Origin of the sequence: Micromonospora sp. GCM10011541 (genome assembly GCF_042650725.1) — a bacterium.
Lineage (GTDB): Bacteria > Actinomycetota > Actinomycetes > Mycobacteriales > Micromonosporaceae > Micromonospora > Micromonospora sicca.
Genome location: NZ_JBHSBP010000105.1, coordinates 1 through 23790, shown reverse-complemented (window position 1 = coordinate 23790; position 23790 = coordinate 1). Strand labels below are relative to the sequence as shown.

Annotated in this window: 25 protein-coding genes and 1 pseudogene; 12 read left to right on the top strand and 14 right to left on the bottom strand. The window is 73.3% G+C overall.

The features are described 5' to 3' along the window. Positions 1-144 precede the first annotated feature (144 nt). The 3 genes from serC (at position 145) to ACFOYX_RS35355 (ending at position 3692) form a co-directional block, all read left to right on the top strand. Positions 145-1272 carry a phosphoserine transaminase gene (gene serC / locus ACFOYX_RS35365; protein ID WP_322440152.1) on the top strand — a complete coding sequence of 376 codons (1128 nt, stop codon included), beginning with the start codon at positions 145-147 and terminating at the stop codon, positions 1270-1272. A gap of 189 nt (positions 1273-1461) precedes the next feature. Further along, a complete protein-coding gene (gene sepH, locus ACFOYX_RS35360) occupies positions 1462-2535 on the top strand; it encodes a septation protein SepH (protein ID WP_322440153.1) in 1074 nt (357 codons plus the stop codon). A gap of 170 nt (positions 2536-2705) precedes the next feature. Further along, a complete protein-coding gene (locus tag ACFOYX_RS35355) occupies positions 2706-3692 on the top strand; it encodes an aldo/keto reductase (protein ID WP_322440154.1) in 987 nt (328 codons plus the stop codon). Between the two features lie 145 nt (positions 3693-3837). On the opposite strand, the gene thpR is transcribed toward ACFOYX_RS35355, so the two are convergent. The 5 genes from thpR to ACFOYX_RS35330 all read right to left on the bottom strand — a co-directional run bounded on the left by thpR (position 3838) and on the right by ACFOYX_RS35330 (position 8419). Then, positions 3838-4416: an RNA 2',3'-cyclic phosphodiesterase gene (gene thpR, locus ACFOYX_RS35350; protein ID WP_322440155.1), complete on the bottom strand. Its 579-nt coding sequence runs from the start codon at positions 4414-4416 to the stop codon at positions 3838-3840. An 11-nt stretch (positions 4417-4427) separates the two neighbouring features. Beyond that, on the bottom strand, positions 4428-4937 hold the full coding sequence (locus ACFOYX_RS35345; RefSeq protein WP_322440156.1) for a hypothetical protein: 510 nt from the start codon (positions 4935-4937) through the stop codon (positions 4428-4430). A gap of 121 nt (positions 4938-5058) precedes the next feature. Continuing rightward, a complete protein-coding gene (locus tag ACFOYX_RS35340; protein ID WP_322440157.1) occupies positions 5059-6345 on the bottom strand; it encodes an MFS transporter in 1287 nt (428 codons plus the stop codon). A 74-nt stretch (positions 6346-6419) separates the two neighbouring features. Continuing rightward, positions 6420-6869, bottom strand: a complete 450-nt coding sequence (locus ACFOYX_RS35335) for a MarR family transcriptional regulator (RefSeq protein ID WP_322440158.1) — start codon at positions 6867-6869, stop codon at positions 6420-6422. Positions 6870-6940: 71 nt separating this feature from the next. After that, positions 6941-8419, bottom strand: coding sequence for an NCS2 family permease (locus tag ACFOYX_RS35330; protein ID WP_109801068.1), 1479 nt, complete (start codon positions 8417-8419; stop codon positions 6941-6943). Between the two features lie 89 nt (positions 8420-8508). Here ACFOYX_RS35330 and ACFOYX_RS35325 point away from each other — a divergent pair, with 89 nt between their 5' ends. Then, positions 8509-8766, top strand: a complete 258-nt coding sequence (locus ACFOYX_RS35325) for a DUF2530 domain-containing protein (protein WP_109801037.1) — start codon at positions 8509-8511, stop codon at positions 8764-8766. 3 nt (positions 8767-8769) lie between these two features. On the opposite strand, the gene ACFOYX_RS35320 is transcribed toward ACFOYX_RS35325, so the two are convergent. Next, the gene (locus tag ACFOYX_RS35320; protein ID WP_109801036.1) at positions 8770-9609 is read right to left on the bottom strand and encodes a DUF3027 domain-containing protein; all 840 of its coding nucleotides are present in this window, start codon (positions 9607-9609) and stop codon (positions 8770-8772) included. 87 nt (positions 9610-9696) lie between these two features. On the opposite strand from ACFOYX_RS35320, the gene ACFOYX_RS35315 reads away from it, so the two are divergent. Both ACFOYX_RS35315 and ACFOYX_RS35310 read left to right on the top strand, forming a co-directional pair. Continuing rightward, positions 9697-11316, top strand: coding sequence for an MFS transporter (locus ACFOYX_RS35315; protein WP_322440159.1), 1620 nt, complete (start codon positions 9697-9699; stop codon positions 11314-11316). Further along, positions 11313-11963 carry a futalosine hydrolase gene (locus tag ACFOYX_RS35310; RefSeq protein WP_322440160.1) on the top strand — a complete coding sequence of 217 codons (651 nt, stop codon included), beginning with the start codon at positions 11313-11315 and terminating at the stop codon, positions 11961-11963. Before ACFOYX_RS35315 ends, ACFOYX_RS35310 begins: the two co-directional genes overlap by 4 nt. Here ACFOYX_RS35310 and ACFOYX_RS35305 read toward each other — a convergent pair. After that, positions 11935-12810: a GNAT family N-acetyltransferase gene (locus tag ACFOYX_RS35305; RefSeq protein WP_322440161.1), complete on the bottom strand. Its 876-nt coding sequence runs from the start codon at positions 12808-12810 to the stop codon at positions 11935-11937. The two genes, ACFOYX_RS35310 and ACFOYX_RS35305, sit on opposite strands and share 29 nt — an antisense overlap. 548 nt (positions 12811-13358) lie before the next feature. Here ACFOYX_RS35305 and ACFOYX_RS35300 point away from each other — a divergent pair. Further along, the gene (locus ACFOYX_RS35300) at positions 13359-14189 is read left to right on the top strand and encodes a 1,4-dihydroxy-6-naphthoate synthase (protein ID WP_322443949.1); all 831 of its coding nucleotides are present in this window, start codon (positions 13359-13361) and stop codon (positions 14187-14189) included. Here ACFOYX_RS35300 and ACFOYX_RS35295 read toward each other — a convergent pair. Further along, complete coding sequence (locus ACFOYX_RS35295) at positions 14150-14536, bottom strand: cold-shock protein (protein ID WP_109799597.1); 387 nt, start codon at positions 14534-14536, stop codon at positions 14150-14152. The genes ACFOYX_RS35300 and ACFOYX_RS35295 overlap by 40 nt on opposite strands. 28 nt (positions 14537-14564) lie before the next feature. Beyond that, positions 14565-15188 carry an HAD hydrolase-like protein gene (locus tag ACFOYX_RS35290; RefSeq protein ID WP_322443950.1) on the bottom strand — a complete coding sequence of 208 codons (624 nt, stop codon included), beginning with the start codon at positions 15186-15188 and terminating at the stop codon, positions 14565-14567. A gap of 83 nt (positions 15189-15271) precedes the next feature. On the opposite strand from ACFOYX_RS35290, the gene ACFOYX_RS35285 reads away from it, so the two are divergent. Further along, on the top strand, positions 15272-17746 hold the full coding sequence (locus tag ACFOYX_RS35285; protein WP_322443951.1) for a helicase-associated domain-containing protein: 2475 nt from the start codon (positions 15272-15274) through the stop codon (positions 17744-17746). A gap of 9 nt (positions 17747-17755) precedes the next feature. Here the strand turns inward: ACFOYX_RS35285 and ACFOYX_RS35280 are convergent, their stop codons facing one another. The 3 genes from ACFOYX_RS35280 to ACFOYX_RS35270 all read right to left on the bottom strand — a co-directional run bounded on the left by ACFOYX_RS35280 (position 17756) and on the right by ACFOYX_RS35270 (position 18976). Next, positions 17756-17992, bottom strand: coding sequence for a hypothetical protein (locus ACFOYX_RS35280; RefSeq protein ID WP_322443952.1), 237 nt, complete (start codon positions 17990-17992; stop codon positions 17756-17758). A gap of 115 nt (positions 17993-18107) precedes the next feature. Next, positions 18108-18422, bottom strand: a complete 315-nt coding sequence (locus ACFOYX_RS35275; protein ID WP_377534786.1) for a L,D-transpeptidase — start codon at positions 18420-18422, stop codon at positions 18108-18110. Between the two features lie 20 nt (positions 18423-18442). After that, a complete protein-coding gene (locus ACFOYX_RS35270; protein ID WP_377534785.1) occupies positions 18443-18976 on the bottom strand; it encodes a peptidoglycan-binding protein in 534 nt (177 codons plus the stop codon). Between the two features lie 173 nt (positions 18977-19149). On the opposite strand from ACFOYX_RS35270, the gene ACFOYX_RS35265 reads away from it, so the two are divergent. Further along, positions 19150-20829 (top strand): DNA repair helicase XPB, encoded by a 1680-nt coding sequence (locus ACFOYX_RS35265; RefSeq protein WP_322443953.1) that lies wholly within the window; start codon positions 19150-19152, stop codon positions 20827-20829. A gap of 38 nt (positions 20830-20867) precedes the next feature. On the opposite strand, the gene ACFOYX_RS35260 is transcribed toward ACFOYX_RS35265, so the two are convergent. Then, entirely contained in the window at positions 20868-21071 is a 204-nt protein-coding gene (locus ACFOYX_RS35260; protein WP_322443954.1) for a hypothetical protein, read from the bottom strand. A gap of 141 nt (positions 21072-21212) precedes the next feature. Between ACFOYX_RS35260 and ACFOYX_RS35255 the strand changes: the two genes are divergently transcribed. After that, the gene (locus ACFOYX_RS35255; protein WP_322443955.1) at positions 21213-21656 is read left to right on the top strand and encodes a hypothetical protein; all 444 of its coding nucleotides are present in this window, start codon (positions 21213-21215) and stop codon (positions 21654-21656) included. Positions 21657-21809: 153 nt separating this feature from the next. Here the strand turns inward: ACFOYX_RS35255 and ACFOYX_RS35250 are convergent, their stop codons facing one another. Continuing rightward, positions 21810-22751, bottom strand: coding sequence for an RNA polymerase sigma-70 factor (locus tag ACFOYX_RS35250; RefSeq protein ID WP_322475177.1), 942 nt, complete (start codon positions 22749-22751; stop codon positions 21810-21812). Between the two features lie 167 nt (positions 22752-22918). On the opposite strand from ACFOYX_RS35250, the gene ACFOYX_RS35245 reads away from it, so the two are divergent. Together ACFOYX_RS35245 and ACFOYX_RS35240 are read left to right on the top strand one after the other, a co-directional pair. Next, positions 22919-23404, top strand: a complete 486-nt coding sequence (locus ACFOYX_RS35245; protein WP_322443957.1) for a carboxymuconolactone decarboxylase family protein — start codon at positions 22919-22921, stop codon at positions 23402-23404. Between the two features lie 81 nt (positions 23405-23485). Further along, positions 23486-23790, top strand: a pseudogene (locus ACFOYX_RS35240) (hypothetical protein); the annotation flags it as partial.

Here is a 23790-nt window from a genome sequence, read left to right as displayed (position 1 = left end):
CCGCCCAGGGTGCGAGGATGAAGGCCGGCAGTGTCGCCGGACCGGGCCCGGACCCCGGTCGCGTCGCGCCCCGCGCGCCTCGGCCGTCGATCCGCGCCCGCTGAACGGGCCCGCCCTCGCCCTTGCGGAAGGATCTCGACCACCGTGGCTGACGCACCGACCATCCGGATTCCCGACGACATCAAGCCCGCCGACGGGCGGTTCGGCTGCGGGCCGTCCAAGGTCCGTCCCGCGGCGGTCTCCGCACTTGCCGACGTGGCCACCAGCTACCTGGGCACCTCGCACCGGCAGAAGACGGTCCGCGACCAGGTGGCCCGGCTCCGCCGGGGCATCGCCGAGTTCTTCTCCCTCCCCGAGGGCTACGAGGTGGTGATCGGCAACGGCGGCACCACCGCCTTCTGGGAGGTGGCCACCTTCGGCCTGGTCCGGGACCGGGCCCAGTTCGCCAGCTTCGGCGAGTTCGGCGCCAAGTTCGCCAAGTCGGTCAAGGATGCGCCGTTCCTCGGCGAGCCGACCGTCCGCAGGGCCGAGCCGGGCAGCGCGCCCGCCCTGGTCGCCGAGGCGGGCGTGGACGTCTACGCCACCCCGCACAACGAGACCTCCACCGGCGTGGCCGTGCCGATCAGCCGGGTGGCCGGCGCCGACGAGGGCTCGCTGCTGCTGGTCGACGCCACCTCCGGGGCCGGCGGCCTGGAGGTCAACGTCGGCGAGACCGACGCCTACTACTTCGCCCCGCAGAAGTGCTTCGGCTCGGACGGCGGCCTCTGGCTGGCCCTGATGTCCCCGGCCGCGCTGGAGCGGGCCACCGAGATCAAGGCGTCGGGCCGCTACATCCCGGCCTTCCTCGACCTGGTCACCGCGATCGACAACTCGCGGCTGGAGCAGACGTACAACACGCCCGCGCTGGCCACCATCTTCCTGGCCGCCGAGCAGACCGACTGGATGAACTCGCAGGGCGGCCTGCCCTGGGCGGCCAAGCGGACCGCCGAGAGCGCCGGCATCGTGTACGGCTGGGCCGAGCGGTCGGCCGTCGCCACCCCGTTCGTGGCCGACCCGGCGCTGCGCTCCAACGTGGTCGCCACCATCGACTTCGCCGACGGGGTGGACGCCTCGGCGATCGCCAAGGCGCTGCGCGCCAACGGCATCGTGGACACCGAGCCGTACCGGAAGCTGGGCCGCAACCAGCTCCGGATCGCGCTGTTCCCGGCCGTCGAGCCGGCCGATGTGGAGGCGCTGACCGCCTCCATCGACTACGTGGTGGAGCGGCTCTGACGACGTCGTGACGGTGGGTGGTCGCCGGGGGCCCGGCGACCACCCACCGTGATCATCGCCGCAGCTCAGTCACGACATGCCGGGGTGTCGCATCCCCCACCTCCGGGTAGATGGGCGTACGGTGGTCCGAGACGCCCGGGTGGCCGGCTCGTGGCGTGACGGCCAGCGAAGCGGGACGGAGGCAACGCCATGCGCCCAGTACGCTTCGTCGCCCTCTCCGAGGACGGCCAGGCTCTGGTGCTCGCCGACGAGGTCGGGCGCCTGCTCGCCCTCCCCATCGACGAACGCATCGCCTCGGCGCTGCACGCCGAGCCCGGCGCGGCCCCCCTCGCGGTGGTGCCCACCGCCGCCGACCCGATGCCGTCGCTCTCCCCCCGGGACATCCAGGCCAAGATCCGCTCCGGCGAGTCCGCCGAGGACGTCGCCCGGATCGCCGGTGTCCCGGTCGATCGCGTCCTGCGCTACGCCGGCCCGGTGCTCCAGGAGCGGGCCATGCTCGCCCAGCACGCCCGGCGCACCCGGCTCAAGGGCGCGGAGAAGCCGACCCCGCTGGCCGAGGTCGTCAACGGCCGGCTGGCCCAGCACGGGATCGACACCGAGAAGATCTCCTGGGACGCGTACCGGCGCGACGACGGCACCTGGCGCATCATCGCCACCTGGCCGTCGGGCAAGGCCACCGCGCAGGCGGTCTGGTATCTCGACAAGCTCCGGCAGAACGTCACCCCGCACGACGACATGGCGCAATACCTGTGCGCCGAGCGTCCCACTCCGATCCTCGGCCAGGAGCCGGCGCCGGAGCGGGGCGGTCACGCGCTGCCCGGGCCGTCCCGTGGCGAGCCCAGCCGGGGCGGGCACGGCCTGCCGTCGGCGGGCGAGCACGCCCGTCCGGGTCGGGACCCGATCCGGGCCGGCCGGGACGCGCTGCTCGCCTCGCTGGACCGGCCGCTCGGCGCGAGCTCGGGGCGCGGGCTCGACCCGCGTTCGCCGGCCGCGCAGGACGCACCCCGCCAGCGGGCGGTCGCCGGCGGCGCGGCGGCCCTGCTCGGCGGCGGTCAGGGCTCGGCGTTCGACGACGACTCGGACGCGCCGAAGGAGATCCCGGCCGTACCGTCGCTGGCGGTGCTCCGGCCGCGGCGGACGGGTGCGGCGGCGGCCGCCGGCGGCGCCGAGTCCACGGACGCCACCGGCAAGCCGCGCAAGCGGCTGCCGAGCTGGGACGACGTCCTCTTCGGCACCGGTCCCGCGGCCCGCGAGTCCTCCTGATCCATCGTCCACCCCGGTCACGCGCGACGACTCCAGGTCGCAGCGCGGCGTCAGACCGGCCTTCATTCGGTCCGGAGCGCCGCCAACCGGCGCGGAGGCCGAATTATGGCCGTCAGCCGAACTGGAGTTGTCGTAAGGCACTCTAAGTGCCCGCGTGCCAGGGTGGACCCATGGAGTACACGAACCTGGGACGCACCGGCCTGTCGGTGAGCCGGCTCTGCCTCGGCACCATGAACTTCGGGCCGCAGACCACCGAGCCGGACAGCTTCGCCATCATGGACCGGGCGCTGGAACACGGGATCAACTTCTTCGACACCGCGAACGTCTACGGCTGGCAGCTCGGTGAGGGCATCACCGAGCAGATCATCGGCCGCTGGTTCGCCCAGGGCGGCGGCCGCCGCGACAAGGTCGTCCTGGCCACCAAGGTCTACGGCAAGATGGGCGACTGGCCCAACGACCAGGGGCTGAGTGCCCGGCACATCATCCGGGCCTGCGAGGAGTCGCTGCGCCGGTTGCAGACCGACACCATCGACCTCTACCAGATGCACCACGTCTCCCGGACCACGCCGTGGGAGGAGATCTGGCAGGCGATGGAGACCCTGGTCGCCCAGGGCAAGGTCATCTACGTCGGATCGTCCAACTTCGCCGGTTGGCACATCGCGCAGGCGCAGGCGGCGGCGGGCCGGCGCAACTTCCTCGGCCTCGTCGCCGATCAGTCCATCTACAACCTGCTGACCCGGCACGTCGAGCTGGAGGTGATCCCCGCCGCCCAGCACTACGGGCTCGGCATCATCCCCTGGTCGCCGCTGCACGGCGGGCTGCTCGCCGGGGTGCTCCGGAAGATGGCCGAGGGCGGTGCGGCGCGCGGCGCCAGCGGCCGTGCGGCGGACGCGCTCGCCGAGCACCGGCCCACCATCGAGGCGTACGAGAAGCTCTGCGCCGACCTGGGCCACGACCCGGCCGACGTGGCGCTGGCCTGGCTGCTCTCCCGCCCGGGGGTGACCGCCCCGATCATCGGCCCGCGCACGCTCGACCAGCTCGACCGCACCCTCGGCGCGCTGGAGGTCGACCTCGACGAGGCGACGCTGAAGCGCCTCGACGACCTGTTCCCTCCGATCGGCAACGGCGGCCCGGGCCCGGAGGCCTGGGCCTGGTAACCCCCCTCCCCCCCTCCCCGTCCCGCCCTCACCCCCGCCCGCGCCGATCTTGCAGCTTGTGCCCCTGATTCGCGCTATTTGCGCGCTTTTGCCCGGGCGCCAACTGCAAGATCGCGCGCTGGGAGCGGGGGGTGGGGTGGGGTGGTCAGATCGGCCAGGCGGCGAGTCGGTCGTACGTCGGTCGGGGGCCCGGGTGGCTGCAGACCAGGACCAGTTCGCTCGCCGGCCACTCCGGCCCCAGGTAGCCGGCCAGGGTCTCCCGGTCGGCGAGCACGTCGGCGCGATCGATCCGATCGCCGGGGCGGGCGATGGTCAGGTGCGCCCGGAACGGCTTCTCGTCGTGCGGCAGCCGGGCCCGGCGCAGCCCGAACCGGATCAGCCGGGCCAGCGTCGCCAGCGCCTCGACGTCACCCCGGAGGTCCACCCAGAGCACGGTGAACTGGCCCCGCCCGAAGCTGCCCCCGCCGCCGAGGCGCAGCCGGGGTGAGCTGTCCCGCCCGTCCCGGAACGTCTCGGCGGCCAGGCCGAGCGCGCTCTCCACGTCGACCAGCCGCTCCTCCTCGACGTCGCCGAGGAAGGCGAGGGTGAGGTGGGCGTGGGTCGGGTCGGCCAGCCGGACGTTGGTGCCGGCGGCGAAGGCAGCGCCCACCCGGAGCTCGGCCACCCGGGCGGTCAGGTCGTCGACCGCCGGTCGAGGCGGGTAGACCGCGACGAACAGCCGCATCGGGATCCCGCTCAGCGGTGCCGCTGGCGGTGCCCCGGCCGGGCGGTCGGCAGGGTGATGCCGGCGGCGTGCAGCAGCCCCTCCACCCGGACCCGCTCGATCTCCCGGTCCACGCCCTCCAGCTCGGCCAGGTGCTCGGGGATGCCCAGCGCCCGGCAGGCGGCCCGCAGCCGCTCGTCGTACGCGTCGATGACCGCGCCGTGCCAGACCACCGACCGCTCGACGGCGGCGAGCCGGTGCCCGCCGAGGCGACGCAGGTCAGCGGCGATCTGTTCCAACGGGCGCCGGCCGTCCCGGTCGAACTCGGTCAGGTCGATGTCGCGGGTGAGCGCGTCCGCCTCGATGGCCCGGTCCAGCCCGGCGATGGCGCGTCGTTCGCTCCGCTGCTCCCGCCACTCGGCCCACCGGCAGGCCACCCGATCCATGATCTCGTCGGCGCAGAACAGCAGCGCGAAGGCGGCGGGCAGGCAGCAGACGGCGAGGATCGCCAACATCAGCAGCAGCCCCCGCCCCAATCCCACACATCGACGCTAAGCCCCGCCGTGACCGCCCGCCACCCGATTGCCGTTATCCGGACGCGAATGAATGGGGAAAGACCGGCCCCCGCAACGGGAACCGGTCTTTCGAGGGCGATCGCGGGCGTCACTCGCCGGTGGGCGACACCACGTAGAAACGCGGCATGGGCAGCACCCGCATCCGGAGCCGGGCGCCGGAGCGGCGCAGCTGCCAGGTGAGCGCGAGCAGCGCGGCGGCGAGCGAGATCAGCCCGCCGATCCAGATGCTCGCCCCGGCGCCGTAGGTCTCGGCCACCCAGCCGATCACCGGCGCACCCACCGGGTTGGTGCCCAGGAACACCAGCACCCAGAGCGCCATGACCCGGCCGCGGAAGGCGGCGTCGACGCCGAGCTGGACCCGCTGGTTGGCCGCCTGGGCGAAGAAGACCATGAAGAAGCCCGTCGGCAGCAGCAGCGCCACCACCAGCCAGTACGCCCCCGCGAGCCCGACCAGGGTGCCGAAGCTGGCGCAGCCGACCGCCGCGCCGAGCACCAGCCAGACCGAGGGGCGGCTGCGCCGCCCGGTACCGGCCAGCGCGCCGGTCAGCGCGCCGCAGGCGAGGGCGGTGCTGAACAGGCCGAACGAGGCGGCGCCGGTGTTGAAGACGGTCTTGGCCAGCGCGGCGAGGGTGAGCTGGAAGTTGAACAGGCTCATCCCGACCACCGACATCAGTGCCATCGGCAACAGCAGGTCGGCGCGGCGCCAGACGTAGCGCAGGCCGTCGACCACCTTCGCCTGGTCGCGCTGGCCCACCGGCGGGAGGTCCTTGCGGTGCAGCTCGGCGGGACGCATCCGGACCACGTTGACCAGCGGGGCGATCGAGCTGAGCGCACTGAAGAGGAAGACCGGACCCACGTCGAAGGCGGCGATGGCCAGGCCGGCGAGGGCCGGGCCGATGATCCGGGCGGAGTTGAACACCGCCGCGTTGAGCGAGAGGGCGTTCGGCAGCAGCGGCATGCCGACCAGTTCGGAGACGAACGCCTGCCGGACCGGGGTCTCCACCGCGTTGGCCACGCCGAGCAGGGCGGCGAACGCGAAGACGTGCCAGAGCTGCACCAGCCCGGTGATCACCAGCAGGCTCATCCCGAGCGCCAGCACGGTCCAGAACGCGTTGGCGACGAAGAGCAGCAGCCGCTTGTCGTACCGGTCGGCGAGGCGGCCGGAGAGCAGGGTGAGCAGCAGTACGGGAGTGAACTGGAGCGCGGTGACCACACCGAGCGCGGTGGCGGAGTTGTCGGAGAGCTCGAGGACGAGCCAGTCCTGGGCGATGAACATCATCCAGACGCCGATCAGTTTGACCAGCTGTCCGGTGGCGAAGAGTCGGTAGTTGCGGACTCGTAGGGACTGGAACATCGTGCTCAGCTTGGCCTGCACTCTTGGTGCGCCTCCTCGCGGTCGGGTACGCCTCATCCACCATGGACGGGGCGGACCGCACGACGCGGGCGGCCTCAGGCGCGAGCGAGCTGCTGGAGGATCTCCGCGGCCCGCCGCAGCGTGTCGCGTTCCTCCTCGGTGAGCGCGGCCAGCCGGCTGGCCAGCCACTCGTTGCGGGCCCGCTCGAACTGGTCGAGCACCGCAAGTCCCCCCTCGGTCGCCGCCAGGATGACCTGTCGACCGTCGGTCGGATGGGGGGTGCGCTGCACGAGGCCGCGCTCCTCCAACTTCGCGACGATCTTGGTCATCGTCGGCGGCTGCACCCGCTCGATGTCGGCCAGTTCCCGGGGCGTCAGCGCGCCCGCCAGCTTGAGGCTGGTGAGCGCGGAGAGCTGGGTGACCGTCAGGTCGCCGACCGGTCGGGCCCGTCGGACCCGCCGGTTGAACCGGGTGATCGCATCACGCAGCTGAGGGGCCAGCTGCGCCGGTGGCACGCGTTTCGCCGTCACCGTCCGCTCCGTCACAATCGTTAGCTTAACTAATGAGCCTGGCTAACGACATGCGTTATGACCAGGCTCACCAGGAGGAATATGAGTTACCGCACCGCGGACTCGATCGGCCCGCGCAGGAAGTACAGCACGAACAGCGCCGCCACTCCGTACAGCAGGGGGTGGATCTCCCGCGCCTTCCCCCGCGCCGACTTCACCAGCACGTAGGTGATGACGCCCGCGCCGATGCCGTTCGAGATCGAGTAGGTGAACGGCATCAGCACGATGGTGAGGAACGCGGGAATGGCGATCTCGTAGTCGGTCCAGTCGATGGTCCGGACCGCCGTCATCATCAGGAAGCCGACCACCACCAGCGCCGTCGACGCCGCCTCGAACGGCACGATCACCGCCAGCGGCGCCAGGAACATCGCCAGCAGGAACAGGCCGCCGGTGACCAGGTTGGCTACCCCGGTCCGGGCGCCCTCCGCGACCCCCGCCGCGCTCTCGATGTACGACGTGTTGCTGGAGACGCTGGCCGCGCCGCCCGCCGCCGCGGCGATCGAGTCGACCAGCAGGATCTCCTTCGCCCGCGGCGGGGTGCCCCGCTCGTCGAGCATGCCGCCCTCCTGGCCGATCGCGACCATCGTGCCCATGGTGTCGAAGAAGTCCGTGATCAGCAGGGTGAACACGAACATCAGCGGGACCAGCCAGCCCACCCGGCTCCACGAACCCAGCACGTCGAAGTTGCCGAGCAGCGACAGGTCCGGGACGTCGACGACCTTCTCCGGCAGCGTCGGCACGTTCAACGCCCAGCCCTTCGGGTTGGGCCGGCCGTTCACGAAGGACGGACCGATGTGCCCCACCGCCTCCACGACGATCGCCAGCACCGTGGAGGCGAGGATGCCGACCAGGATCGCCCCGCGCACCCGGCGCACCACCAGCACCAGCGTCAGCAGCAGGCCGACCACAAACACCAGCGTCGGCCAGCTGACGAGCTTGCCCCCGATGCCCAGGCCGACCGGCACGGTGGTGTTCGCCACGTCCGGCACCCGCCGCACGAAACCGGCGTCGACCAGGCCGATGATCGTCAGGAACAGGCCGATGCCGACGCCGATCGCCGTCTTCAGCTGGGTCGGCACCGAGCGGAACACCGCCGTACGCAGCCCGGTGAGGACGAGGACACCGATCACCACACCCTCGATCACCACCAGGCCCATGGCGTCCGCCCAGGTCATCTCGGGTGCGATCTCGAACGCGACCAGCGCGTTCACGCCCAGGCCGGCGGCCAGCGCCATCGGGAACCGCCCGACGACCCCCATCAGGATGGTCATCAGGCCGGCGACCAGCGCGGTCGCGGCGGCCAGCGCGGGGATGGCGAGCTTCCGCCCGTCACCGTCGACGGCGCCGCCCAGGATGAGCGGGTTGAGCACCACGATGTACGCCATCGTGAAGAAGGTGGCCAGGCCGCCGCGTACCTCCCGGCCCGTGGTCGAACCGCGGGCGGAGATCTCGAAGAAGCGGTCGACCGGGTTGCGGGGGTGCGTGGGATCGGGTGGGGTGCCGCCGTCCGGCGGGGCAATGGCCATCAGGTCCTCGCAGATGATCTGCCGTCGGTCGCGGGCATCGTCCCAGATCACCCGGCCGGCGGGAAGGGGTCATCGCGTACCCTTTCCCCGTGCCAGAAGAGCAACCGCCGCGGCCCGAACCCCTCGACCCCCCGATGGTGCCGATCGCCGTCGCCGGGCTGGTCGGCTGGGCGGTGGTCGGGCTCGTCCTGCTGATCTTCTGCCGGGGTTGGCTCACCGAGCACGGGCACCAGAACTGGCTCTGGACCTGCCTGGCCGGATTCCTGTGGGGCTTTCCCGGTCTCGCGGTGATGATGCGACACGACGCCAACCGGCGCCGCCGCCGGGCGGCGGCCGGTCAGGACTGACGCTCAGGAGTGGCCGTACGGCTCCGCCGGCTCGGCGGACTCCACCGAGCCCGGGGCCCGGCTGACCGACACGGCCTCGACCGCGCTGTCGTCGTAGATCGTGGGCAGCTCGTCGACCGGGGTCTCGGCCGCCTCCACCAGCGTCTCCGAGTGGGCGCCGCAGCCGTGGTCGGCGCTCACCACCCGGCCGTCGTCCGGCGCGTAGAAGTTGCCGCAGGCGCCGAAGGACTGCCGGAGCGCGCCGGCGAGCGGCAGGTAGAACCCGCAGGTGCCGCAGCGGGCGGCGGCCGGCGCGGCCATCGAGATCGGGGCGGAGGGGCCGTGGTCGCCCTCGTACCAGCGCTGGGCGGCCTCGGTGCGGCCTTCGCGGGAGAGCACCCGGGGCCGGCCCAACCCGAGTTCCCAGGCGGTCTCCTCCACGGCGGGGTCGTCGGAGAGCACGTAGCCGGGGGCCAGCCGCTCGTCGTCCGGCGGGGTGGGCAGCAGGTCGCCGGGGCCGAGGTCGCCCGGCTTGAGCCGCTCCTGCCAGGGCAGCCAGCCCGGGGCGAGCAGCGCGTCGGGGCCGGGCAGCAGGACCGTCTCGCAGATGGTGACGTGGCGGCTGCGCGGCACCCGGGTCACCGTGACGGCCCAGCGCCAGCCGCGGTAGCCGGCGAGCCGGCACTCGAAGTAGTGCGTGACGAGCCGGTCGCCCTCGGCGACGGCCTGCAGGTGGTCGCCGACGTCGGCGGGATCCACCTCGGTGATGCCGGCGCGGGCCACCTCGACGGCGGCGGCGCAGACCTGGTCGAGGCGGGCGGCACGGGCGGAGGCGGGCCTGGTCACCCGACCATTGTTCCCCATGCCCACGGTCGACCGACAGGCACTCCCCGGAGTCGTTCTCACCGGGTGGTGGGGCACACGTGGATCAGATGGGCGAGGATGGTGCACATGCCGCTGTCCTCCCGCTCCGGGCGGTCCGTCCTCGGGCGGACCGTCGGCACGGGCATCCGCGCCACCCGCCTGCTGCTCCGCGGCTCGGTCACCGGCGGACGCTGGATGACCCGCCGGGCCGGGTCGGCCCGGGCGCGCAGCGCCGGCAACGAGGTGGGCATGGTCCGCCTCTTCGACCTGCACGCCCTCTCCTGCGCCGGGGACACCCTGATCGCGATCGGCCTGGCCGGGACGATCTTCTTCGACGTGCCGCTCGGCGAGGCCCGCAACAAGGTCGCGCTCTACCTGCTCGTGACGATGGTGCCGTTCGCCATGCTCGCCCCGGTGGTCGGGCCGCTGCTCGACCACTTCCGGCACGGCCGCCGGTACGCCCTGGCGGCGACGATGCTGGGCCGGGCCTTCCTCGCCTGGTTGATCTCGGACTACATCGGCAGCTTCGGCCTTTACCCGGCCGCGTTCGGCGTGCTCGCCCTGTCCCGCGCGTACGGGGTGGCCCGCTCGGCGGCGGTGCCCCGGCTGCTGCCGGAGGGGATCGGGCTGTCCCAGGTCGGCGCCCGGGCCAGCGTCTACGGCACGGTGGCCGGGGCGCTGGTCGCCCCGATCGGGCTGGCCGCGTTCTGGTTCGGGGCGCAGTGGCCGCTCCGGGTCGCCTCGCTGATCTTCCTGGTCGGCATGGTGATCTCGCTGCGCCTGCCGCCGCGCGCCGACTCGGAGCCGCCAGAGCGGGTGCCCCAGCCGCTGCGGGCGCTGCGCCAGCGGGACGGGGAACGGCCGCTGGGCCGGGGCCGCCCGGCCGGGCGGCTGGTGATCGCCACGCTGATCGGGGCGGCGGCGCTGCGCGGGGTGTACGGCTTCCTGCTGCTCTTCCTCGCCTTCGCGATCAAGGCGGGCGACCTGACCACCGACTTCTTCGGTCGTACCCTCGGCGCCCAGGGCGCGCTGGCCCTGGTCGGCGGCGCGCTGGTCGGGGGGAGTTTCCTGGCCACCGCGGTCGGCACCCGGCTGCGCATCCACCGGCCGGCCGCGATCCAGTCCAGCGGCACGCTCATCGTGGGCGGCGTCGCGGTCCTCGCCGCGCTGAAGTTCTCGCTGCCCATGGTGGCGCTGCTCTGCCTGGTGACCTCCCTGATGAGCGGGATCGCCAAGCTCGCGGTCGACGCGTCGATCCAGGAGCGGATCCCGGAGCGGCTGCGCGCGAGCTCGTTCGCCCACTCGGAGACCGCGCTGATGCTCGCGTTCGTGGCCGGCGGCGGGCTCGGGCTCGTCCCCTTCACCGGCCGGATCGGGGTCGCGGTGGTGGCCGGCGTCGCGGCCCTGGTCGCCGCGCGGGCACTGGTGGTGGCCGGTCGGCTGCGCAACGAGCGGCTGGTCGGGCGGCCGCTCGGCGACGACGAGCTGACCGCCGAGCAGACCGGGCCGCTGAGGACCGGGAACCCGCAGGGCGAGTTCGCCGATCCCACGCCCACCTCACCGGCCCCCGGCGGTACGCCGGCCCCGGTCGACGACGACGGTCTGGCCCCGCCGGGCTACCACATCTACCGTCCCTCCTCCTCCGTCGGCGGGCCGGGCGGGACCGAGGACGAGAACCGGCGGGAGCCCCGGGGACCGATGGCGTGACCGGTCTGCTCGTGGTGACGGCCGTACCGGCCGAGGCGGCGGCCCTGCGGGCGGGCCTCACCGAGCCCACCGTCACCGTCGTCCCGGTCGGCGTGGGCCCGGCGGTCGCCGGCGCCGCCACCGCTCGGCTGCTCGCGCTGGCCGAGGCGGCCGGACGCCCGTACCGGGCGGTGGTGAGTGCCGGGATCGCCGGCGGCTTCGCCGGTCGGGTGGCGGTCGGCGGGACCGTACTGGCGACCCGCAGCGTGGCGGCGGACCTCGGCGCCGAGTCGCCGGAGGGCTTCATCCCGGTCGACGAGCTGGGCATGCCGGCGGAGCTGCTGGGCGGCGGCGTGACCGTCCCCGCCGACCCCGGGCTGCTCGCGGCGCTGCGGACGGCGCTGCCGGCGGCGACGGTCGGCGCGGTGCTCACGGTCAGCACGGTGACGGGCACGACCGCAAGCACCGCGGCGTTGGCCGAGCGGCACCCCGACGCGGTGGCCGAGGCCATGGAGGGGTACGGCGTCGCCGTCGCCGCCGCCCAGGCCGGCCTGCCGTTCGCCGAGCTCCGGACCGTGTCGAACCCGATCGGACCGCGGGACCGGGGCGCCTGGCGGATGAAGGAGGCCTTCGCGGCCCTCACCGAGGCGGCCGCCGCCCTGCGCTGACCGACCGGTCCAGCCGGAGCGCCGAAGGCCGGTGCCACTCGACCTGGAAACCGCAGGCCCGCAGGAAGGCGGCGCCGCCGAACTCGGCGACCGCGTGGACGGTGGCGACACCGACGCAGTCCATCTCGGCGCGCAGCGCCTCCACCAGCCGGCGCCCGATGCCCAGCAGGCGCCGTCCGGGGGCGACCAGGACGCCGTCGAGCACGAGCTCCCGCCGGTCGTCCAGGTCGTACCCGAGCAGCAGGTCGACGCTGCGCTCGTGCGCCCGCAGCTCGCCGACCAGCTCCCCGTCGGGCAGCTCGGCGAGGAACCGCCACGAGGTCGCGGGCAGGCCCCCGCCCGTGAAGCGCCGGACCCGGACCTCCCGCCGGACCCGTTCGCCCCGCCGCCGCCGATCCCGCTCGCCCCGATCCTGTACGTAGGTCACGGCCGGCAACGCCATCGGCCACCGCTGAGGCGGAAGGTCGTGCCAGTGCGCCCACCAGGCGCCCGGCCAGTCCCGCGGCTCGCGTACCTCTCGGGCGTCCAGGTGGGCCGGGCAGTGCCGCCCCGCGGCGTCCCGCAGTTCCTCGTGCGGCACGGCCGGCAGCGAACGGGCCTCCTCCGCAGCGGTCGAGGCGGCCGAGGAGGTCCCGGCGACGGAGATGACGACGCCGCCGCCGACCGCGTCCACGAGCCGTTCGAGGGTACGGAAGCTCGGGTCGGCCGTCCGGCCCGACTCGATCCGGGCGATCGTCGCCTGCGGCACCCCGGACCGCTCGGCGAGTTGTCGCTGGCTCAGGTCGGCCTGGCGGCGCAACGCCCGCAAAGTCACCCCGAGGTCGACCGGTGGCCTGAACTCCGTCACACCGGCATGCTCCATTCCGCCGCATCCGCCTTCAACACCCGCCGGGAGCCTGTGGAAAAGCCTGTGGGCAAGCCTGTGGAAAACGGCCGGCGCTGGGGACAACGATGGCGTGAGAACCTGCTACGAAGCTGATGACGTAGGTGACTCACCTCCACGCACCGGCTCGACCGGCTCGACCGGCTGGACCGGCTCGACCGGCTGGACCGGCTCGACCGGCTGGACCGGCTGGACCGGCTGGACCGGCAGCCGAGCTGCCTGATCCATCTACGTCATCAGCTTCGTAGCGTCTGAGATAGACGTTCCGGTCCACGCATTCGCGCGCCGGACGGCGATGCCGATGATCGGATCGGTGGCTGCCGAAGGCCGGGGATGGCCGCCGACGAGGAGCCCGGTGACAGCGGGGCGGCAGGCAGGTGACGGCGGGGCGGGCAGGCAGGTGGCGGCGGGCGAGCTCGCGGTGGCGGGGCGGGGCGGGGCGAGACGGCGGGCGGGCTCACAGCGGGACGGGCGGGCGGGAGGGCGGGAGAGGGCGGGGCTAACGTGGGGGCGTGGCGCTCTCTCTGGCGATCTCGCCCTGCCCCAACGACACGTTCGTCTTCGACGCCCTGGTGCACGGGCGGGTGCCCGGCGCCCCGCCGGTCGAGGTGACCTACGCCGACGTGGACGTCACCAACACGGCCGCCGAGCGCGGGGCGTTCGACCTGGTCAAGGTGAGTTACGCGGCGCTGCCGTGGCTGCTGGACGACTACCACCTGCTGCCCTGCGGCGGGGCGCTCGGCCGGGGCTGCGGCCCGCTCGTGCTCACCCGGGGCGACCGGACCGACCTCTCCGGCGCCACCGTGGCGGTGCCCGGCGAGCGGACCACCGCGTACCTGCTCTTCCGGCTCTGGTCGGCGGAGCGGCCGCCGGCGCGGATCGAGGTGGTGCCGTTCCACGAGATCATGCCGGGCGTCGCCGCCGGCCGGTACGACGCCGGACTGGTGATCCACGAGGCCCGGTTCACCTACCCCCGGCACGGGCTGACCGCGCTGGTCGACCTCGGCGAGTGGTGGGAGGGCGACACCGGCCTGCCGATCCCGCTCGGCGCGATCCTGGCCCGCAAGGGCACCGTCGACCCGGTCGAGGCCGCCGCCTGGATCCGCGAGTCGGTCCGCCAGGCGTGGGCCGACCCGGAGGCCAGCCGGGAGTACGTGCTCTCCCACGCGCAGGAGATGGAGCCCGACGTGGTGGACCAGCACATCGGCCTCTACGTCAACGAGTTCACCGCCGACCTGGGGAAGGCCGGCTTCGCCGCCGTCGAGGCGCTGCTGGGCCGGGCCGCCGACGCCGGGCTCGTCCCTCAGACCTCCAGCTCGCGGGCCACCGCGTGGACCAGCTGAGCGACCTTCTGCGCGGTCTTCCGGTCCGGGAAGCGGCCCCGGCGCAGGTCCGGCTGGACCTTCGCCTCCAGCACCTTGATCATGTCCTCGACCAGGCCGTGCAGCTCCTCGGCCGGCCGGCGGCGCAGCTCCGCCACGGACGGCGGCGCCTCCAGCAGCTTGACCCCCATCGCCTGGGCGCCCCGGCGGCTGTCGACCACGCTGAAGTCGACCCGCTGACCACCCTTCAGGTCGCTGACGCCCGCCGGTAGCGCGCCCTTGGGCAGGAACACGTCGCCACCCTCGTCACTGGTGACGAACCCGTATCCCTTGGCCGCGTCATACCACTTCACTCGACCCGTCGGCACCTGAGAACCCCTGCTTCGCTCGAGACGTCTACTGCTCCCAGGCTAGCCCGATGATCCGGTCCAGCGCCGCCGGGAATCCGGTGAGATCGTCCAGCACCAGGTACGCACCGGTGGCCGACAACTCCGCCGGCGAGCAGGGACCGGTCGCCACTCCCACGCCCGGGATGCCCGCCGCCTGCGCCGCCGCCATGTCCGCCACGTGATCCCCGACATAGAGGGTGGCCCCGTGCTCCCGCAGCGCGGTCGCCTTCTCCGCCGCGAACAGGTCCCCGGCCAGCTCGTCGACCGCCAGGCCGAGGTGGTCCAGGTGCAGCTTCGCCAGCCGGCCGATCTTCGAGGTCACCACCATGACCCGGCCGCCGCGCGCGTGCACGGCGTCGATCGCCGCCTCCGCACCGGGCATCGGCAGGGTCGGCGTGATCGCGTACGCCGGGTACAGCTCCCGGTACGCGGTCACCGCCTCCTCCACCCGCTCCGGCGGGAACCACCGGCCGATCTCGGTACGCAGCGGCGGGCCCAGCCGGGACACCGCCGCGTCGGCGTCCACGTACACGCCGGTCTGCGCGGTCAGGGCCCGGTAGGCCGCCGCGATCCCGGGACGCGAGTCGACCAGGGTCATGTCGAGGTCGAATCCGACCATCAGAGCAGGCATGCCGAGAACGTACCCGCCCAACCCGGCCGAGCCGGACGTCCGAGGGGCGGGACGGCCCCCCGCCGGGCTAGCGTGGAACGACGATGACCACCTCACTCGCCGACCAGTTGCGGACCCTCCCCGACGAGTCCCTCGCCGCCCTGCTCCAACTGCGGCCGGACCTCGTCGTGCCGGTGCCGGCCGACATCTCCGCCCTGGCCATCCGCGCCCAGTCCCGGGTCTCCGTGGCCCGCGCCCTCGACGGGCTGGACCAGTTCACCCTCCAGATCCTCGACGCCGCCCGGCTCACCCGCGACCCCGAGTCCGGGAGCACCGCCACCGACGCGATCCTGGCGATGGCCACCGCCGGCCCGCACCTGACCGCCCCGACGGCCGTCCGCGCCGCGGTGAACCGGCTCCGCGCGCTCTTCCTGCTGTACGGCCCCGAACACGACCTGCGCGTGGTGGGCGGCGTCGACGAGGTGGCCCCGTACCCGGCCGGGTTGGGCCGACCGGCCGCGGAGCTGGACCCGCGCGCGGCGGCCCTCTGCGCGGACCCGGCGAAGCTGCGCCGGACACTGCTGGCCGCACCCCCCTCCGCGCGGGCGATCCTGGACCGGCTCGCGGCCGGCCCGCCGGTGGGCAGCGTGCCCCCGGGCGCGCTGCAGGCCCCCGCCGTCGGCGCCGAGGACAGCCTGCCCCCGGACGCCACCAACGGCGGCGCACCGACCGGCTCCCCGATCCGCTGGCTGGTCGACCACCGGCTGCTCGTGCGAATCTCGGGCGGCAAGGACGGCGGCACCGTCGAACTTCCCCGCGAGGTGGGCCTGCTGCTGCGCCGGGACAGCGGCCCGCTCGGCCCGCTGCGCACCAGCCCGCCCGTGGTGTCCAGCCCGCCGCGTGAGCCGAAGGCCGTCGACTCCGCCGGAGCCGGGCAGACCATGGAGGTGGTCCGACACACCGAGGGGCTGCTGGAGGCGCTCGCCGCCGAGCCGGCCCCGGTGCTCCGCTCCGGCGGCGTCGGCGTCCGCGACCTGCGCCGGCTGGCCCGGGGACTCGGCCTGGACGACGCGACCACCGCGCTGCTCTTCGAGGTGGCGTACGCGGCCGGGCTGCTCGGGGAACTGGACCTGACCGGCAGCGCCACCACCCGGTACGGCGGCGACCAGCAGGTCCTGCCCACCGGCGGGTACGAGGTGTGGCGGGCCAGTTCGCTCGCGCAGCGCTGGGAGCAGCTGGCCCGGGCCTGGCTGACCATGACCCGTCAGGTGGGCCTGGTGGGCCAGCGGGACGACCGGGACCGCCCGATCTCGGTGCTCTCCGCCGAGGCGGAACGGGCCGGCGCCCCGGCCGCCCGCCGGGCCGTGCTGGGGGTGCTGGCCGACCTGGAACCGGCGACCGCGCCCACCCCCGACGAGATGCTGGAGGTGCTGGACTGGCGGGCGCCGCGGCGCAGCCGGGGCCGGGAGACCGCGCACCGGGAGGTGCTGGCCGAGGCGGCCCAGCTCGGCGTGACCGGGCTCGGCGCGCTCACCTCGTACGGGCGGCTGCTGCTGTCCGACGTGACCGAGGCCGACGGGCGGGGCGCGGACGACCCGCTCGGGCTGCGCTCCGAGGCCGAGTCGGGCGAGCCGTCGACCGCGGTCCGCGCGCTGGACGCCCTGCTCCCCGCCCCGGTCGACCACTTCCTGGTGCAGGCCGACCTGACCGTGGTGGTGCCCGGCCCGCCGGACCCGGCGCTCGCCGCCGAACTGGAGGTGGTGGCCGAGCACGAGTCGGCGGGCGGGGCGAGCGTGCACCGGGTCACCACGGCCAGCGTCCGGCGGGCCCTGGACGCCGGCTACTCGGCCGACGACCTGCACAAGCTGTTCCGCCGCCGGTCGCGTACCCCGATCCCCCAGGGCCTGACCTACCTGGTGGACGACGTGGCGCGCAAGCACGGCGGGCTGCGGGTCGGCTCCGCCGGCGGCTACGTGCGCAGCGACGACGAGGCGCTGCTCACCGAGGTGCTGGCCGATCGGCGGTTGGAGCCGCTGGCGTTCCGCCGGCTGGCGCCGACGGTGCTCTCCACCCCGTACCAGGTGGGGCGGATGCTGATCGCGCTGCGCGACGCCGGCTACGCGCCGGTGCCGGAGGACGCCAGCGGCGCGGCGGTGCTGGCCCGGCCGAAGACCCGGCGGGCGCCGGCCCGGGTGCTGGTGTCGACCCGCGCCCTCGACCCGCTGGCGGCGCCGAAGCTGGCGCTGCCCCGGCTGCGCGGCGTGGTGGAGCAGATCCGGCGCGGCGAGGCGGCGGCGCGGGCGGCCCGGCGGGCCCCGGCGGTGGTCCGCGGCGCCGCGGCGCGCACCGGGCCGGCGCCCGCGCCCGGGCACAGCGAGGCCCTCGCGGTGCTCCAGCAGGCGGTCCGCGACAGGGCGCTGGTCTGGGTCGGGTACGTCGACGCGCACGGGGCGACCGCGTCCCGGCTGGTCCGGCCGGTGTCGATGGGGGCGGGTTACCTGCGCGCCGAGGACGAGCGGACGGAGATGCTGCACACCTTCGCGCTGCACCGGATCACCGCGGCGGTGCTGGAGGACTGAACCGCCGGGTCAGCGCCCGTTGCGCCGGACCGTGCCGATCACCGAGACGGCCAGCAGCAGCGCGAACCCGGCGCCGGCCGACTCGCCGACCGAGTCCACGAAGCCCTGCCGCTGCACCAGCAGCCCGAAGAGGAACCAGCCGACCAGGCCGACGGCGGCCGCCGCGTAGCCGACCAGGGCGGCCGTGGAGACCTCGGGGGCCGGTGTCCGATCTCCTTCGGGGATCGCGTCGTGGTCGACCGTCATCTCCCACCCCCGTCCGGTCCGGACCTGACCTGACCTCCAGCGTGTCACCCGGCGGACGGCGGTGACAGGGGACAAAACCCCGATCCGGTCGGCCCGGTCACGCCTCGGGCCGACCTCAGGTGCCGGGGCGGCGGCCGAGGACGACCACCCGGGTGCCGATAGAGCCCAGTTCCCAGAGCCGGACCGCGTCGGCGTGCAGCAGGTTCACGCAGCCGTGCGAGCCGATCGCCCCGTTGTGCAGGTACGTCGTGGTCTCGTGGAAGCCGATCCCGCCGTTGAACTGCTGCCAGTACGGCAGCCACACCTCGTACGGGTTGGACCACTCGCGCAGGTTCCGCCCGCCGACGTGGTAGGTGCCGGCCGGGGTCGCGTACCCGGCCATGCCGGTGCGGGTGACGGTGGGGCCGAGCATCACCTTGCCGCCCCGCATCGCCCAGACCGTCTGCCGGGTCAGGTCGACGCAGAAGGTAGCCCGGAGCCGGCCCGGCAGCGGCGTACGTCGGTGGTGGCGAGCCGCCGCGCCACGTCGTACGTGGTGGGGCCGGCGCGGCCCTCGGCCGGGCTGATTCCGTACCGGCGCTGGAACCGCTTGATCGCGGCGCAGTCGGCGGCGGACTGCTTCCCGTCCACGGTCAGCTTCCCGAACCCGCCCAGCCGGGCCAGGTACGTCTCCACGTCCCGCTGCCGGTCCCCCTGCGGGCAGCCGGTGAAGCCCGAGCTGCTCGGCTTCGGCGTGGCGCTCGGCTTCGCCGTCCGGCTCGGCTTCGGCGTGGTCGTCCGGCTCGGCTGCGGAGTCGGACGACCGGTGGTCGGGTCCGGCGCGGGCGTCGCGCTCGCCCCCGATGCCCGTTCCGTCAGGCCGACGGGGGCCGGCGCGGCGGCGCCGGATCCGTCACCCTGCGGATCGAGCGCGCACGCACCGACGCCGACCAGCAGGACCGCTCCCAGGGCGACGACCCGAGCGACAAACCGGACACGCAGCATGGGCCCTCCCCTGGACAGTTGTCCCGCTTGCTAGACGTACGGGAAGACCGTCACGTTGCCTGTCGCGCGTGACTTTTTCCGGTCACCCTTCCGCGTGCAACACTGGATGGTCCGCCTTCGGCAGGTCAGCCGGCCGACGGGCGCGGAAATCCGGCAAGGGAGAGGACGCTGGCGTGAGCGGTGGACCACTGATCGTGCAGTCGGACAAGACTCTGCTGCTGGAGATCGACCACCCGGACGCGCAGGCCTGTCGGATGGCGATCGCGCCGTTCGCCGAGCTGGAGCGCTCCCCCGAGCACGTGCACACCTACCGGCTGACGCCGCTGGGGCTGTGGAACGCCCGGGCCGCGGGCCACGACGCCGAGGGCGTGGTGGACACGCTGATCAAGTACTCCCGCTACCCGGTGCCGCACGGGCTGCTGGTCGACGTGGCCGAGACGATGGACCGGTACGGCCGGCTCCAGCTCGCCAACGACCCGGCGCACGGCCTGGTGCTGCGCGCCCTGGACCGGCTGGTGCTGGTCGAGGTGGCGAAGAGCAAGAAGCTCGCCGGCATGCTCGGCGACCGGATCGACGACGACACGATCCAGGTGCACCCGTCTGAGCGGGGCCGACTCAAGCAGGCGCTGCTGAAGCTGGGCTGGCCGGCGGAGGACCTGGCCGGGTACGTCGACGGCGAGGCGCACCCGATCGAGCTGGCCGAGGCCGGCAAGGACGGGCGCAAGCCGTGGACGCTGCGGTCGTACCAGCGGGAGGCCGTGGAGGCGTTCTGGGCCGGCGGGTCGGGCGTGGTGGTGCTGCCCTGCGGCGCGGGCAAGACGCTGGTCGGGGCGGCGGCGATGGCCGAGGCGAAGGCGACCACGCTGATCCTGGTGACCAACACGGTCGCCGGCCGGCAGTGGAAGCGCGAGCTGGTCGCGCGCACCTCGCTGACCGAGGACGAGATCGGCGAGTACTCGGGCGAGCGCAAGGAGATCCGCCCGGTCACCATCGCCACGTACCAGGTGCTCACCTCGCGGAAAAAGGGCGCCTTCACCCACCTGGACCTGTTCGGCGCCCGCGACTGGGGCCTGGTCATCTACGACGAGGTGCACCTGCTGCCCGCGCCGATCTTCCGGTTCACCGCGGACCTCCAGGCCCGCCGCCGGCTAGGCCTGACGGCGACGCTGGTCCGCGAGGACGGCCGGGAGGGCGACGTGTTCAGCCTGATCGGCCCGAAGCGGTACGACGCGCCGTGGAAGGACATCGAGTCGCAGGGCTGGATCGCCCCGGCCGAGTGCACCGAGGTACGGGTCACGCTGACCGACGCCGAGCGGATGACGTACGCGACGGCGGAGGCCGAGGAGCGGTACCGGATGGCGGCGACCGCCCGCACCAAGCTGCCGGTGGTGAAGGCCCTGGTGGACCGGCACAAGGGCGACCAGACGCTGGTGATCGGCGCGTACATCGACCAGCTGCACCAGCTCGGCGAGTACCTGGACGCCCCGATCGTGCAGGGCTCGACCACCAACAAGGAGCGGGAGCGGCTCTTCGACGCATTCCGCTCCGGCGAGCTGCGCACGCTCGTCATCTCCAAGGTGGGTAACTTCTCCATCGACCTGCCCGAGGCGGCGGTGGCGATCCAGGTGTCGGGCACGTTCGGCTCCCGGCAGGAGGAGGCGCAGCGCCTCGGCCGGGTCCTCCGGCCGAAGTCCGACGGCCGGCAGGCGCACTTCTACACCGTGGTCTCCCGGGACACCATCGACACCGAGTACGCCGCCCACCGACAGCGGTTCCTCGCCGAGCAGGGGTACGCCTACACCATCGTGGACGCCGACGACGTCCTGGGGCCGAAGCTCCCGACCGTCGACTGACCGTACCCGTCAGGCGATGCGGGGCCTCCCGAGGAGGCTCACGGCGTCGCCTGCTCCTTCATGTCGGCGATGACCTCGCGAAGCAGTTCCTCAAGCCCCTGCAAAGCTTCGATCTGGGAAGGCGCGAGCCAGGAGAGGGACGGGAACTCGGCGCAGGTGGCGACGAATTCGTGATCCTCGGCCGACCAGGTGACCCGGTAGGTGTAGCGCGTGGTGTCGGGACGGGCGTCGGGCTGCATCACACGGCCTCCTCAGCGGCTCGTCCCGAAGGCGCCTTGAACATAGTCTGGGCCGTCGTCATACCACGACACAAGGAGATCAACGAACTCACCGCGCGGGGTATCCTGCGCAGCCTGGGCTTGAGGTGAAGGGGGCGCTCGTCGATGAAGTACACGGTCAGATGCGCACGCTCGGGCGCCTGGTGGGCGATCACCGTGCCGGAGATCAAGGGCGTGTTCTCTCAGGCTCGTCGTCTCGACCAGGTCGAAGGAATGGCACGTGAAGCCATCGCCCTCATGCTCGACGTCGACCCGCACAGCTTCGATGTCGACGTGCAGCCCGACCTGCCGGAAGAGGTGACCCGCGCCCGCAAGGCCCGGAGCGCCCTGCGCAAGGCCGAGGAGTCCGCCGACGAGGCGACGGTCACTGCCGCACGCGCACTACTCGCGAAGGGCTACACGGTCCGCGACGCGGGCGCGCTTCTTGGTATCTCCCCGCAGCGCGTGTCGCAGCTGGCACCGAAGAGGGGTGCGGCCGGCGGTGCCGGCAAGACCAGTAAGGGCGGGAGGGCCGCGCTCAAGCAGGACCGGGAAATCGCCGCTGCTTGATCCGGTCTCCCGGCACCACGACCCTGTTTGACGCCTCTCTCGGCCCGAAGCTCCGGAGCGTGGACTGACGCGCGGCCCGGCGCAGGTGTCTGTCGGGCGCGCTTTGGAGCTGATGTCGTAAACGAATCAGCCGGCCGCGCGTCCGCTGCCGACTCAGCGGCTCAGGACGGTCTCCCGCTCCATGTACGACAGCTTCTGGGGATTACGCACGGCGTAGAGTCCGGTGATGAGGCCGTCGTCGATGCGCACGGCCAGGACAGTGTCGAGCTCTCCGTCGAGCCGGAGGATCAGCGCCGGGTAGCCGTTGACCTGCGCCGGCCGCAGCGAGGAGATGTCGGCGACCCGGCCCCAGCCGCCGGCCAGCAGGCGTGCGACCTTGTCGCCCCCCACGATGGGCCGCAGGACGGCCTGCTTGACTCCACCACCGTCGCCGAGAAGGACGACGTCCGGTGCGAGGATGTCGAGCAGGCTCTGCAGATCGCCGGTTTCGACCGCCGACTGGAACGCATCGAGCGCGTCCCGCGTCTCGGCCGCCGAGACGACCCGGCGCGGCCGGCGCGCCGCGACGTGTGCCCGTGCCCGGTGTGCGATCTGACGGACCGCGGCCGGGCTCTTGTCGACGGCTTCGGCGATCTCGTCGTACCCGACGTCGAACACCTCGCGCAGCACGAACACCGCCCGTTCGGTCGGCGCGAGCGTCTCCAGCACCAGCAGCATCGCCATCGAGACGCTGTCGGCCAACGCGACGTCCTCGGCCACGTCGGGCGCGGTGAGCAGCGGCTCGGGCAGCCAGGAGCCGACGTAGGACTCTCTGCGGCGGCCGAGCGTACGCAGCCGGCCGAGTGCCTGGCGGGTGGTGATCCGGACAAGGTAGGCGCGGTGGTCCCGCACCGTGCCGAGATCGACGCCCGACCACCGCAACCACGTCTCCTGCAGGATGTCCTCCGCATCGGCGGCCGAGCCGAGCATCTCGTACGCGACGGTGAACAGCAGGTTGCGGTGGGCGAGGAACGCCTCGGTTGCGGGATCCGCGCGGTCGTCACGGCCGATGCCCCGGTCTCGATCGTCGGCTGCGGTCCGCGGCGTGCCCACCATGGGTGACTCCCGTTCGCTCTCGACTGTGTCGTCCACCAGATGCCGGATCCCGCCGTCGTGTGACACCTCCGGGCTGTGGCGGCCGTCACCTGGCCGCGCCGTCACAGGGCTCCGATCGCCGGCATCTCGTGTTCGTCCACCGAACACCACGAGTGAAGGACGGAACCATGGACGCCCGATTCAACATGTTCGACAACGAGATCGCCACGAAGTTCTTCAAGCGGTTCGCCAACGCCGGCATGGTGATCCAGCAGTCGCCGCTGCCGAAGTCCACGCAGGAGCTGGTGTCGCTGCGGGCCAGCCAGATCAACGGCTGCGGTTGGTGCATCGACATGCACACCAAGGAGGCCGCAGCCGCCGGCGAGACCGCGGTCCGGCTCCACCTGGTCGCCGCTTGGCGCGAGTCCAGCGTCTTCACTGAGGCCGAGCGGGCCGCGCTGGCGCTCGCCGAAGAGGGCACCCGGCTCGCCGACGCCCACCAGGGCGTGTCCGACGAGACCTGGGCGCAGGTAAGCAAGCACTACGACGACGACCAGATCGCCGCGCTGGTTTCCCTGGTCGCCCTGATCAACGCAGCCAACCGGCTCGCCGTGATCGTGCACCAGCAGGGAGGTTCCTACCAGCCCGGCATGTTCGCCGCCGCGTTCGACTGACGCGCAGACGAATCCGGCCCGGCCCAGGATCATCCGATCCTGGGCCGGGCGCTTACCTTGGTGACCTTCAACCAACCTCTCTTCACCGCGGACCTCCAGGCCCGCCGCCGGCTCGGCCTGACCGCGACTTCGATGCGGAGGGTGACGTGTTCAGCCTGATCGGCCCCAAGCGGTACGACGCGCCGTGGAAGGACATCGAGTCGCAGGGCTGGATCGCCCCGGCCGAGTGCACCGAGGTACGGGTCACCCTGACCGACGCCGAGCGGATGACGTACGCGACGGCGGAGGCCGAGGAGCGGTACCGGATGGCGGCGACCGCCCGCGCGGGGCAGGACGACGAAGCCCGGCTCGGTGCGTTTGACGATCTGGACAGTCAGGTGCAGGAC